Annotated in this window: 11 protein-coding genes; 5 read left to right on the top strand and 6 right to left on the bottom strand. The window is 53.5% G+C overall.

What is annotated here, in order from left to right:
- Positions 1 to 9: 9 nt before the first annotated feature.
- Complete coding sequence (locus ABLU88_RS00695; protein ID WP_348836083.1) at positions 10 to 1389, bottom strand: MFS transporter; 1380 nt, start codon at positions 1387 to 1389, stop codon at positions 10 to 12.
- Positions 1390 to 1417: 28 nt separating this feature from the next.
- A complete protein-coding gene (locus tag ABLU88_RS00690; RefSeq protein WP_102802814.1) occupies positions 1418 to 2494 on the bottom strand; it encodes a zinc-binding dehydrogenase in 1077 nt (358 codons plus the stop codon).
- Positions 2495 to 2819: 325 nt separating this feature from the next.
- Here ABLU88_RS00690 and ABLU88_RS00685 point away from each other — a divergent pair, with 325 nt between their 5' ends.
- Both ABLU88_RS00685 and yajD read left to right on the top strand, forming a co-directional pair.
- Positions 2820 to 4073 (top strand): glycoside hydrolase family 18 protein, encoded by a 1254-nt coding sequence (locus tag ABLU88_RS00685; RefSeq protein ID WP_348836082.1) that lies wholly within the window; start codon positions 2820 to 2822, stop codon positions 4071 to 4073.
- 100 nt (positions 4074 to 4173) lie between these two features.
- Positions 4174 to 4518 carry an HNH nuclease YajD gene (yajD, locus tag ABLU88_RS00680; RefSeq protein ID WP_004138290.1) on the top strand — a complete coding sequence of 115 codons (345 nt, stop codon included), beginning with the start codon at positions 4174 to 4176 and terminating at the stop codon, positions 4516 to 4518.
- 60 nt (positions 4519 to 4578) lie between these two features.
- Here yajD and ABLU88_RS00675 read toward each other — a convergent pair whose 3' ends face one another.
- Both ABLU88_RS00675 and msrB read right to left on the bottom strand, forming a co-directional pair.
- The gene (locus ABLU88_RS00675; protein ID WP_004850031.1) at positions 4579 to 4854 is read right to left on the bottom strand and encodes a YeaC family protein; all 276 of its coding nucleotides are present in this window, start codon (positions 4852 to 4854) and stop codon (positions 4579 to 4581) included.
- Positions 4855 to 4896: 42 nt separating this feature from the next.
- Entirely contained in the window at positions 4897 to 5310 is a 414-nt protein-coding gene (gene msrB, locus ABLU88_RS00670) for a peptide-methionine (R)-S-oxide reductase MsrB (RefSeq protein WP_004121465.1), read from the bottom strand.
- A 338-nt stretch (positions 5311 to 5648) separates the two neighbouring features.
- Between msrB and gapA the strand changes: the two genes are divergently transcribed.
- Both gapA and ABLU88_RS00660 read left to right on the top strand, forming a co-directional pair.
- Positions 5649 to 6644 carry a glyceraldehyde-3-phosphate dehydrogenase gene (gapA, locus tag ABLU88_RS00665; RefSeq protein ID WP_004138295.1) on the top strand — a complete coding sequence of 332 codons (996 nt, stop codon included), beginning with the start codon at positions 5649 to 5651 and terminating at the stop codon, positions 6642 to 6644.
- Positions 6645 to 6718: 74 nt separating this feature from the next.
- Positions 6719 to 7603 carry a D-hexose-6-phosphate mutarotase gene (locus ABLU88_RS00660; RefSeq protein ID WP_014838178.1) on the top strand — a complete coding sequence of 295 codons (885 nt, stop codon included), beginning with the start codon at positions 6719 to 6721 and terminating at the stop codon, positions 7601 to 7603.
- Positions 7604 to 7701: 98 nt separating this feature from the next.
- Here ABLU88_RS00660 and ABLU88_RS00655 read toward each other — a convergent pair whose 3' ends face one another.
- Together ABLU88_RS00655 and ABLU88_RS00650 are read right to left on the bottom strand one after the other, a co-directional pair.
- Positions 7702 to 8556 carry an aldo/keto reductase gene (locus tag ABLU88_RS00655; RefSeq protein ID WP_049082148.1) on the bottom strand — a complete coding sequence of 285 codons (855 nt, stop codon included), beginning with the start codon at positions 8554 to 8556 and terminating at the stop codon, positions 7702 to 7704.
- A gap of 92 nt (positions 8557 to 8648) precedes the next feature.
- Positions 8649 to 9395 carry a MipA/OmpV family protein gene (locus ABLU88_RS00650; protein WP_004850021.1) on the bottom strand — a complete coding sequence of 249 codons (747 nt, stop codon included), beginning with the start codon at positions 9393 to 9395 and terminating at the stop codon, positions 8649 to 8651.
- Positions 9396 to 9822: 427 nt separating this feature from the next.
- On the opposite strand from ABLU88_RS00650, the gene yeaG reads away from it, so the two are divergent.
- On the top strand, positions 9823 to 11757 hold the full coding sequence (yeaG, locus tag ABLU88_RS00645) for a protein kinase YeaG (RefSeq protein ID WP_004121478.1): 1935 nt from the start codon (positions 9823 to 9825) through the stop codon (positions 11755 to 11757).
- The last annotated feature ends 113 nt before the right edge of the window (positions 11758 to 11870 follow it).

Here is an 11870-nt window from a genome sequence, read left to right as displayed (position 1 = left end):
CCGTCAATATTATTTGCTGGTAACTGCATCAATACCGAGACTTTCGACAGAGACGCCTTTGGTTTCAATTCCGATGGTTGCAATAGCGATAGCGACAATAATAGAGACGGCCCCCAGCAGCACAAACACCCCGGTTACGCCATAGCCGTTAAGCAGTACCGCCACCGCATAAGGCGCGGCGATACCGCTGATTCGCCCCACCGCGTTCGCGAGACCCGACCCGCGAAGCTTCGCTTCAGTCGGCCATATTTCCGGAACATAAACCGCCGAGGCGTAACAGACGTACATATAGACAAACGTAATCAGGAAGAAGCCAATTAACGTAATCAGCAGCATGCTGGTTTGCAGCGAATAGATATATCCCAGCGCGGCAATTAACACTAACAGACCTACACCCATCGTCTTTCTGGGAATTTTATCCATCACCAGCATGGCGATAAAAATCCCGAACGGCGCGCCGAACATACTCATGGTATTTAAGACAATAGAGTCTTTCAGATTAATACCCTGGGTCATAAATATCGTCGGTAGCCAGTTAATTAAGGTGTACTGGACGACGTTCATGGCTATCAGCACGAAGGAGCCTAAAATAACCCGTTTCAGCAATGCGCCCGTTAATAAGGCCGAATAAGGAACGGCACGCGGCGGTTTGCCGTCATCATCGATAACTACCGGCGGCAGCGGCTTACCCGTCTGCCGAGCCACCCGCCCTTCAATGGCCTGCATTATCTCCTCAGCTTCCGCATAGCGCCCGCGCGACTCCAGCCAGCGGGGGGATTCAGGGAAACTGCGCCAGGCAATCACGGTAGCTATCAGCGACAACGCGGCCGGGATCAACAGCTGCACGCGCCAGTTCCATTCCGCGCTAATTAGCGGCGTTAATGCCATCGCGATTAGCGAACAGAGCGGATAAGACCAGTTACCGATAAACGAGACCCGACTGGACCAGGTTCCGCGATTTCTGCCGGGCATATATTCGGTGAAACCGGCAAATAAGGTTACCAGCAGCGCGCCTAATCCCACGCCCATGACAAAACGACAGGCAATAAGGAAGCTCATATTCGGGGAAAACGCCCCAATGACCATGGCGATAATATGAATCGCTTCATACAAAATAAACGCGTTTTTACGCCCAATTTTATCGCCGATGATGCCGCCGCCGAGCGCGCCGAGAAACATACCTGCCGTGGTAATGGCGGAGAACGTGGCGGTAGTCGAATTGTCGGTCCAGCCGAGCTCTTTTAACTGCGCGAGAATTAATCCACCAACGGCATTACTCCAGCAGACCAGTAATCCGAAAGCGACCATGGCAAACATTGAAGAGTGCCAGCGGCAGTCAGGCAGGCGATCCAGCCTGGCGCCGCAGTGCGGTTTTGCTATCTGTTCCATCGGATAACGTTCCTTTTTATCACGGGGGTTATTCATCAAAGTCGTAAGTCATGATGACTTTGATGGCGGTTTTATCGACCATGGCGTCAAACCCTTCGCGCCATTGCGACAGGCCAATGCGGTGCGTGATCATTGGTTTGACTTTGATAGCGCCGCTGGCGAGCAGGCGAATGGCGTTGCGCCAGGACGTAGAGTCATAGGCCATATGCCCGATGATGCTTTTGTTCCACGCGGTGATATCGTTGATGGAGAAGTCCAGCGCTTTGAAGCCCATACCTACGCGTACCACTTCACCGTTGGGGCGCAGCATTTCAATGGATTGTTTGAGAGCGATATTGGCGCCGGAACATTCGATAACCAACCCCAGATTATCTTTGCCGCAGATTGCCTGGCAGCGGGCGACCACATCTTCGGATGAACCGTTGACGACCGCCGTTGCCCCGAGCGCTTTGGCAACAGGGAAACGCACCGCGACGTCCTCTTCCAGACCGACCATCACGATATTAACGGCCCCCATAATGCGCGCCATCTGTACGGCAAATAGCCCTAATGGACCGGTACCGAAAACCACCACGTCCTGACCGGGAAGAAACCTGGATTGTTGGGCGAGCGATTTATAGGCATTACAGATAGGATCCAGCACCGCAGCTTCTTCGTAATCAACGCCCGGCGGGATTTCCCACAGCGCGTGGCGATGAATTTTGAGGATCTCCCCCGGCACCAGGCAGTATTTCGAAAATCCGCCGCCCCAGGTATTGTTGTCCAGGCCTAAATTCACTTTTTCTGTACAACACAGAAAATCGCCCTGCTCGCAGGCCGGACACACGCCGCAGACGTGCCCGCTGTTGTCAGAAACCACCCGCTGGCCGACCTTCCAGTCCTTGACCTTTTCGCCAACCCGGACAATTGCACCGGCAAATTCGTGACCGCGAATGGAGTTAAATTCACCGGAGCCGCTGTCCACGTTGTAGTGTTTCATATCCGCGCCGCAGATGGCGGCGGCTTTGATTTCAATCACCACGTCATCCGGTCCGCACGCCGGCTCCGGAACATCAATCATCTTATAGCCGCCAAAGGCCTTACCAAATCTTGCCAGTGCTTTCATTGCGTTTTCCTTTGTTTAATGATTTTGCATCAGTGAAAGCCATACTTAACCACAGAATCTTTGAGGTCAATATTAAATCTTTAAAACACAGATATTGATCTGCATTTCACAACTCAGATCACAAATACGGTAAAATTCGTCGAGGGAGATGATTGAAGTGAAGAAAAGGACGTCGTCTCACTACCGCTTCGCTAATGCAGCCGTGAACCGCTTCGCATTTTTGCGCAGCGGAAGATGCTAGGCTGCACGAGCTGTTTTTTTCGCCACGCCATTTCCGTGGCGTGTTTGCTTTTCAATGTCACTTTTAAGTCAAAGAGGATCCGCTATGAAACTTTTGCCTTTACTGGCAGCTTTACCCCTGCTCTGCGCGAGCGTTGTTTCCGCTAACTCACTGATGTCCGTCGGCTACTTTAACGGCGGCGGCGACGTCACTGCCGGTCCAGGCGGCGATATTGATAAACTGGACGTACGCCAGATTACCCATCTCAACTACTCGTTTGGTCTGGTTTACAACGATGAAAAAGACGAAACCAACGCCGCCCTGAAAGATCCGAGCAAGCTGCATCAAATTTGGCTGTCGCCGAAAGTGCAGGCTGATTTACAGAAAATCCCCAGCTTGCGCCAGCAGAACCCGAACCTGAAAGTCTTGCTTTCCGTCGGCGGCTGGGGAGCGCGCGGATTCTCCGGCGCGGCGGCGACGAAGGAAACCCGGGTGGTGTTTATTCAATCCGCTCAGGCGATTATTGAAAAATACGGTCTCGATGGGATCGATCTGGACTGGGAGTATCCGGTCAACGGCGCGTGGGGGCTGGTCGCCAGCCAACCGGCCGATCGCGATAATTTTACCGCCCTGCTGAAAGAGCTGCGCGCGGCGGTAGGTAATAAAAAACTGGTGACCATCGCCGTAGGCGCCAACGCGGAGAGCCCAAAAAGCTGGGTGGACGTCAAAGCCATTGCGCCATCACTCGACTATATCAACCTGATGACCTACGACCTGGCCTACGGTACCCAGTACTTCAATTCCAATCTGTATGATTCAACCCGCTGGCCGACGGTCGCCGAAGCGGATAAGTACAGCGCGGACTTTATAGTGAACAACTACCTTGCCGCCGGTCTAAAGGCGAGCCAGATGAACCTGGGGATTGGTTTCTATGGCCGGATACCCAAACGCGCCGTCGAGCCGGGTATTGACTGGAGCAAGCCGGACGCGCAGAAAAACCCGGCCACCCGCCCCTACTTTGCGGCTCAACAGATTGAACTGTTCGAATCGCTGGGCGTCGATCTGACCAAAGATACCTATGTGAAATATAACGATATCGTGGCGAAGTTAATCAACGATCCGCAGAAGCGCTTTACTCAGCATTGGGATGATGAAGCGAAGGTACCGTGGCTGTCGGTGCAGTCCGCCGACGGTCAAGCCCTCTTTGCGCTTTCGTATGAGAACCCGCGCTCGGTGGCCATCAAGGCTGACTACATCAAGAGCAAGGGGCTGGGTGGCGCGATGTTCTGGGAGTACGGCGCCGATGACCAGAATCAGTTAGCGAAACAGCTGGCCGAGTCATTGGGGATCAAACGCTGATCTGCGCGGTGTCAGCGCCAGCACAATAGGTTATGATAACCCCATTCCGCTGCGCCGGCTCCGGCGCAGCTTTTCATTTGCAACAAAAGGCATGGGTATTATGGCTTATATCCCGAAAAACTACGCCCGTCTGGAAGTCGGTTACCGCGAAAAAGCGCTGAAGCTCTTCCCCTGGGTCTGCGGACGCTGCTCGCGAGAGTTTGTCTATTCAAACCTGCGTGAACTGACGGTACACCATATTGACCACGACCACTCCAATAACCCGGAAGATGGTAGCAACTGGGAGATGCTGTGCCTGTACTGTCACGATCATGAGCACTCAAAATACACCGAAGCCGATCTGTATGGCTCGACGGTGGTCGCTGGCGAAGATGCGCAGAAAAGCGTCGGCGAAGCGAAATATAACCCCTTCGCCGATCTTAAAGCGATGATGAACAAGAAGTAACGTTGTGATGCTTCAGAGCCCGGCGCGGAGTTAGCCGGGCTGACGCAGGCCTTTTCAGTCTCAGGATTTAAAGGTCGCGATAGGCTGCGGCGTAATGCCGAAGTCAACTTTCAGCTGCTGTTTACTCTTCATCACCATCTGCCCGTTGGTATCGATGGTCATATGCTGCGCGTCAACGTTGTATCGCGCCTGCCAGAGCATCACCAGCTGCAGACAGTTCTCTTTCTGTTCGTCAGTCAACGCCACGCCGTCCGGCCATTTACCCAGCTCAACCGCCGTCGCCAGGCGCTGATAAACTTCCGGCGTCATACCGTCAATAATCCGCTCAATTTCCATCTTCCGCCAACCCCGTTTGGAATAATTTGCTGAATCGTTTTTTCAACCCTTAATTTGCTCACCGTTTTCATCATTGGTGAAGCTTAATGAGGCCGAATTAACACAAAAACGCTCTCCGGTAGGCTGTGGACCATCCGGGAATACGTGCCCAAGGTGAGCATCGCAGTTTCCGCAGCGAATTTCCGTGCGCTGCATACCGTGGGAGTAATCATTAAGGTAGCGGATAGCGTCATCGCTGACGGGCTCATAAAAGCTTGGCCAGCCGCAGCCGGAATCATACTTGGTTTGCGAGTGAAACAGCGCGGCATCGCACACCAGGCAGTGGTAGACGCCATCGCGTTTGTTGTGGAGCAACCGCCCGGTGAACGGCGGTTCAGTACCGTGATTCTGCGTCACGTAAAACTGCATCTCGCTCAAATTTTTTTTGAGCTCGTCCGAAGAGGGTTTATTCGACATTGGCTTGCTTCTCGCTGTGAAAGGACAACTTTTCACGTCAATTCTAACAAAATATTAACAATGAAGCGTGCACTTTTGTTCTAAACTTAGGCGACGCCAAAAGGCAGCCACACAATTGTGATGAATATCACATTTTTATCTTCAGTGACCTTTAAAATTCCGGGCGCAGCCCCCATATGGAATTGGGCTCAAAGGGAAAGTGGGATAAATCGACCGCGCAAAGGCATGCTCTGGATTGATTTGTCGCAATGATTGACACGATTCCGCTTGACGCTGCGTAAGGTTTTTGTAATTTTACAGGCAACCTTTTATTCACTAACAAATAGCTGGTGGAATATATGACTATCAAAGTAGGTATCAACGGTTTTGGCCGTATCGGTCGCATTGTTTTCCGTGCTGCTCAGGAACGTTCTGACATCGAGATCGTTGCAATCAACGACCTGTTAGACGCTGACTACATGGCTTACATGCTGAAGTATGACTCCACTCACGGCCGTTTCAACGGTACCGTTGAAGTGAAAGACGGTCATCTGATCGTTAACGGTAAAAAAATCCGTGTTACCGCTGAGCGTGACCCGGCTAACCTGAAGTGGGACGAAGTGGGTGTTGACGTTGTTGCTGAAGCAACCGGTATCTTCCTGACCGACGAAACCGCTCGTAAACACATCACCGCTGGCGCGAAAAAAGTCGTACTGACTGGCCCGTCCAAAGACAACACTCCGATGTTTGTTAAAGGCGCTAACTTTGACAAATACGAAGGCCAGGACATCGTTTCCAACGCATCCTGCACCACCAACTGCCTGGCTCCGCTGGCAAAAGTTATCAACGACAACTTCGGCATCATCGAAGGTCTGATGACTACCGTTCACGCAACCACCGCGACTCAGAAAACCGTTGATGGCCCGTCTCACAAAGACTGGCGCGGCGGCCGCGGCGCAGCTCAGAACATCATCCCGTCCTCTACCGGCGCAGCTAAAGCTGTAGGTAAAGTTCTGCCAGAACTGAATGGCAAACTGACCGGTATGGCGTTCCGCGTTCCGACTCCGAACGTATCCGTTGTTGACCTGACCGTTCGTCTGGAAAAAGCTGCTTCTTATGAAGAAATTAAGAAAGCAATCAAAGCTGCTTCCGAAGGCGCAATGAAAGGCGTTCTGGGCTACACCGAAGACGACGTGGTATCCACCGATTTCAACGGTGAAATCTGCACTTCCGTATTCGACGCCAAAGCGGGTATCGCTCTGAACGACAACTTTGTGAAACTGGTTTCCTGGTACGATAACGAAACTGGTTACTCCAACAAGGTTCTGGACCTGATTGCTCACATCTCCAAATAAGTTGAGATGAGACAGTAATCTGTAAGAGCGACTTCGGTCGCTCTTTTTTTTGTCTGAAGATAAAGGATTGCGTAATGATTAATAAAATTTTTGCCCTCCCGGTTATCGAACAGCTTACCCCTGTACTTTCCCGCCGCCAGCTTGATGACCTGGAGCTGATCGTCGTTGACCATCCGCAGGTGAAAGCGTCCGTGGCTTTCCAGGGCGCTCACCTGCTCTCCTGGAAGCCCGCTGGCGAAGAAGAAGTCCTGTGGCTCAGTGGCAACACCCCATTTAAAAACGGCGTTGCCCTGCGCGGCGGCGTGCCGATTTGCTGGCCGTGGTTTGGTCCTTCTGCTCAGCAGGGCCTGCCCTCCCACGGCTTCGCCCGCAACCTGCCGTGGGCCCTGAAAGGGCACGATGAAGACGACAACGGCGTGGTGCTGACCTTTGCACTGAAAAGCAGCGACGCCACCCGCCAGTACTGGCCGCACGAGTTCACCCTGCTGGCGCGCTTTAAGCTGGGCAAAACCTGCGAAATTGAGCTGGAGGCGCACGGCGAATTTGAAACCACGTCAGCCCTGCATACCTATTTCAACGTCGGCGACATTGCGGCAGTGAAGGTCAGCGGTCTGGGCGACCGTTATATTGATAAAGTGAAAAATGCGGAAGAAGGCGTATTAAGCAACGGCACAGAGACTTTTCCCGATCGTACCGACCGCGTCTATCTGAATGCCGAAACCTGCAGCGTGATTCATGACGATGCGCTGAACCGCAACATCGACGTTACGCATCATCACAACAGCAACGTAGTGGCCTGGAACCCGGGCCCGGCGCTTTCCGTCAGCATGGGCGACATGCCGGATGATGGTTACAAGACCTTCGTTTGTGTAGAAACCTGCTGCGTGACCGAAACGCAGAAGGCCAGCGAAGAGAAACCTTCGCGCCTGACGCAAACCCTTCGCGTGGTGAAACGCTAACGCCAGAAAGGTTGGCCCACGGGTTAACCGCGTGTGCGCCATATCTGCCGGATGGCAGCTGAAGCCCCGCGAAGTCGGGGCTTTTCTTTAACGCTTGTTCAGACCATATCCAGCGGCGTTTTTCTGGCTGGCGCCGGGTAGGCGTTATCCAGAAGCGCAAGCTCCTCATCGTTCAGCACAATATCCAGCACCGCGGCATTTTGCCTGACATGCTCAATGCTTGACGCTTTCGGGATCGCCATTACGCCCCGGTGGCTAATCACCCACGCCAGCAGAATCTGCGCCGCGGTTACGCCCCGCTCCTGCGCAATATTTTTCACAACGGAATGATTTAAAAGTCCATTGCGCAGTCGACCGGCCTGAGCCAGCGGACAATATGCCATCACCGGCAGCCGCTGCTGCTGGCACCACGGCAGCAGGTCATGTTCAATACCGCGGGAGGCCAGATGGTAGAGCACCTGATTGGTCGCGCACTGTTCGCCGCCGTCCGCCTGCCAGAGTTCCTGCATATCATCGTAATCGAGGTTTGATACGCCCCAGCGGCGAATTTTTCCCTGCGCAACGAGCGCGTCCATACCCGCAACCGTCTCCTGCAATGAATAGTCCCCACGCCAGTGCAGCAGGTAGAGATCCAGATAGTCGGTATTGAGGCGGCGCAGGCTCTCCTCGCAGGCGCTGGCTATTTTGCGACCGCCAGCATTCCACGGATAGACTTTAGACACCAGCACTACGCGCTCGCGCTGCCCGCGAATGGCCTCGCCGACAACCTCTTCGGCGCCGCCGTCGGCGTACATTTCCGCCGTATCGATCACCGTCAGGCCAAGATCGATGCCCGCGCGTAGTGCAGCAGACTCCTGCGCGCGCAGAGCCGGGTTTTCGCCCATGAACCAGGTCCCCTGCCCTATGAGCGGAACCGCTGAATGCTCGCCAAAACGGATGGTCCTTTCTGCCATGACATGCTCCTGTGTTTGATTGCACCACCGTAATGCAAAACAGGGCTTTACGCCCTGTTTTGATGCACAAATTGCACTGTAATAATGCACTATCAGAAGGAGTAAGTGATCCCGGTTGAAATCAGCCCGCTCCAGGATTTGTCCACCATCGGGCTATCGGTAATTTCGTCAGACAGGCGGGTATAGCGCGCCACGCCGTATACGCTCCAGTCGCCGAGGAAACGATAGTTAGCCGACAGCTCGAGGTACGGGTTCCAGCTGCTGTCCGGATCGTAGCTGCGCATGCCGCTGCGATTCGATTCATGCTTCGAAACACCGTAGTAGTACTCGTTCTGGTTGTCGCTGTTCCACTCCACGCCAATACCCGGCGTAAGCGTCAGGTTGCCGTTGGTATAGCGATACAGCCAGGCCAGATCCCACACGATACCGTTGCTGTTATCGAGGGTGTCCCCCGACAGCGCGGTGCGCAGGAAACCGTACTGCGTATAGTGTTCGTAGGAAAGCCCTGCCATCACCGTGGACTTACGTTTATCCAGACGGCGCATCTGCTCGCTATCGCTGTCGCCTGGCTTAAAGTACATCGGCGACCAGTAGGCGGTCACGGAGAGCTTATCGTTGGTATCATTCCACAGGTAGAGGCCACCGCCCAGGCCGCGGAACCAGAAGTTATCGCTCTCGTAATTAATCACCGGCACCGGGTAAACATCAGCATCATATTGCTTGTACGGATGTTCAACGACGCCTACACCCGCCCCTAAAGTGAACTTCCCTTCAGCGTGTACGGCGGATGCTGAAGTCGCAATCAACACACCAAGTGCCAGAAGTTTGATTTTAGTCACGATCCATATTCCTGTTGTCAAATTATTAGCGCAGGCAGTTTAACGTTGTATACGTCATGCCTCAAATTCTTTACCAGTCATTACACTGAATTCACCAGATTCTCATCATCAGATGACCACCCGCTGACAGCTGAATGACAGCGTCATGACGCGGCGAAACCCGAAGTGCGAATGAGACGCTGCTTTTCCGGATGAGTTGTTGATAAGTCATTGAAATTGATTTTCTGCGCCATGCAAGTTTTCCAAATGCATCTACGCTTTAATTTAGAAGAAGTAAATGCGGGGCACGTTATCCCGAGACTTCGCCAACCTGGCATAAGGGTTGCTGGAGATTCAGAGAGCGCTGTGCAGCTTACCTCTTCCGGGGGCTCCCACTATTCATATGAACGGCTCTCAACCTGTGCTAAAAACGAAAGGACGGCATGCCATGAATATATTCGATCACTATCGCCAGCGCTATGAAGCTGCCAAGGACGAAGAGTTCACACTGCAGGAGTTTCTTACCATCTGTCGGCAAGATCGCAGTGCTTATGCTAACGCAGCAGAAAGATTGCTGATGGCCATCGGTGAGCCGGTCATGGTCGATACGGCCCTCGAACCCAGGCTATCCCGTCTCTTTTCAAACCGGGTCGTCGCGCGCTACCCGGCCTTTGAAGAGTTTTACGGTATGGAAGATGCCATTGAGCAAATTGTTTCTTACTTAAAACACGCCGCTCAGGGGCTGGAAGAGAAGAAACAGATTCTGTATCTGCTGGGCCCCGTGGGCGGCGGTAAATCATCGCTTGCCGAACGCCTGAAGTCCTTGATGCAGCGCGTCCCTATCTATGTGCTCAGCGCAAACGGTGAGCGCAGCCCGGTCAACGACCATCCGCTGTGTCTGTTTAACCCGCAGGAGGATGCGCAAATCCTCGAAAAAGAGTACGGCATTCCAAACCGCTATCTGGGGACGATTATGTCGCCGTGGGCGGCCAAGCGTCTGCATGAATTCGGCGGCGACATCACGAAATTCCGCGTGGTGAAAGTGTGGCCGTCAATCCTGGCGCAGATTGCCATCGCCAAAACCGAGCCCGGTGACGAAAACAACCAGGACATCTCGGCGCTGGTCGGTAAAGTCGATATCCGTAAACTGGAACACTACGCGCAGAATGACCCGGATGCCTACGGCTACTCCGGCGCTCTGTGCCGTGCCAACCAGGGGCTGATGGAGTTCGTCGAGATGTTTAAAGCGCCTATCAAGGTGCTGCATCCGCTGCTGACCGCGACGCAGGAAGGCAACTATAACGGTACCGAAGGGATCTCCGCCCTGCCGTTCAACGGGATTATCCTCGCCCACTCCAACGAATCGGAATGGGTGACCTTCCGTAATAACAAAAACAATGAGGCCTTCCTCGACCGCGTGTATATCGTCAAGGTGCCTTATTGCCTGCGTATCTCGGAAGAGATCCGTATCTATGAAAAACTGCTTAACAACAGCGAGCTGACCCATGCGCCGTGCGCGCCGGGCACGCTGGAAACGCTGTCGCGCTTCTCCATTCTGTCGCGCCTGAAAGAGCCTGAAAACTCAAGCATTTATTCAAAAATGCGCGTCTATGACGGCGAAAGCCTGAAAGACACCGACCCAAAAGCGAAATCCTATCAGGAGTATCGCGATTATGCCGGCGTTGATGAAGGGATGAACGGCCTGTCTACCCGCTTCGCGTTCAAAATCCTGTCGCGGGTATTTAACTTTGACCATGCCGAGGTCGCCGCCAACCCGGTGCATCTGTTCTACGTCCTCGAGCAGCAGATCGAGCGCGAGCAGTTCCCGCAGGAGCAGTCAGAGCGTTACCTTGAGTTCCTCAAAGGCTATCTGATCCCGAAATATGCAGAGTTTATCGGGAAAGAGATCCAGACCGCCTACCTTGAATCCTACTCGGAGTACGGGCAGAACATTTTTGACCGTTATGTCACCTACGCTGACTTCTGGATTCAGGATCAGGAGTATCGCGACCCGGATACCGGCCAGCTGTTTGACCGCGAGTCGCTGAATGCGGAACTGGAGAAAATCGAGAAGCCCGCCGGGATCAGCAACCCGAAAGACTTCCGTAACGAAATAGTCAACTTCGTGCTGCGCGCCAGAGCGCACAACAGCGGGCGTAATCCAAACTGGACCAGCTACGAGAAACTGCGCACGGTTATCGAGAAGAAAATGTTCTCCAATACCGAAGAGCTGTTGCCGGTGATTTCCTTCAACACCAAAACGTCAACCGATGAGCAGAAAAAACACGATGACTTTGTCGACCGCATGATGGAGAAAGGCTATACCCGCAAGCAGGTTCGCCTGCTGTGCGAATGGTATCTGCGGGTACGTAAATCATCCTGATAGACCAGCCCGGCTGGCAGCGGCTGCCGGGCTAATAATAACTGCGAAGACCCAATGACATTCAGCGCCAGCATATTTCGGCGCCTGAATGGCCGGGGCATAAGTTGGCAAAT

Source organism: Klebsiella sp. GW_Kp182, assembly GCF_040062275.1.
Classification (GTDB): Bacteria; Pseudomonadota; Gammaproteobacteria; order Enterobacterales; family Enterobacteriaceae; genus Klebsiella; species Klebsiella michiganensis.
This window is presented reverse-complemented; position numbering and strand designations above follow the sequence as displayed.

Bases quoted from the DNA above. Each gene is read 5' to 3' on its own strand.
- ABLU88_RS00695 (WP_348836083.1), bottom strand. From the start codon at position 1,389: ATGGAACAGATAGCAAAACCGCACTGCGGCGCCAGGCTGGATCGCCTG.
- yeaG (WP_004121478.1), top strand. From the start codon at position 9,823: ATGAATATATTCGATCACTATCGCCAGCGCTATGAAGCTGCCAAGGAC.
- ABLU88_RS00660 (WP_014838178.1), top strand. From the start codon at position 6,719: ATGATTAATAAAATTTTTGCCCTCCCGGTTATCGAACAGCTTACCCCT.
- ABLU88_RS00655 (WP_049082148.1), bottom strand. From the start codon at position 8,556: ATGGCAGAAAGGACCATCCGTTTTGGCGAGCATTCAGCGGTTCCGCTC.
- ABLU88_RS00675 (WP_004850031.1), bottom strand. From the start codon at position 4,854: ATGGAAATTGAGCGGATTATTGACGGTATGACGCCGGAAGTTTATCAG.
- gapA (WP_004138295.1), top strand. From the start codon at position 5,649: ATGACTATCAAAGTAGGTATCAACGGTTTTGGCCGTATCGGTCGCATT.
- ABLU88_RS00690 (WP_102802814.1), bottom strand. From the start codon at position 2,494: ATGAAAGCACTGGCAAGATTTGGTAAGGCCTTTGGCGGCTATAAGATG.
- yajD (WP_004138290.1), top strand. From the start codon at position 4,174: ATGGCTTATATCCCGAAAAACTACGCCCGTCTGGAAGTCGGTTACCGC.
- msrB (WP_004121465.1), bottom strand. From the start codon at position 5,310: ATGTCGAATAAACCCTCTTCGGACGAGCTCAAAAAAAATTTGAGCGAG.
- ABLU88_RS00685 (WP_348836082.1), top strand. From the start codon at position 2,820: ATGAAACTTTTGCCTTTACTGGCAGCTTTACCCCTGCTCTGCGCGAGC.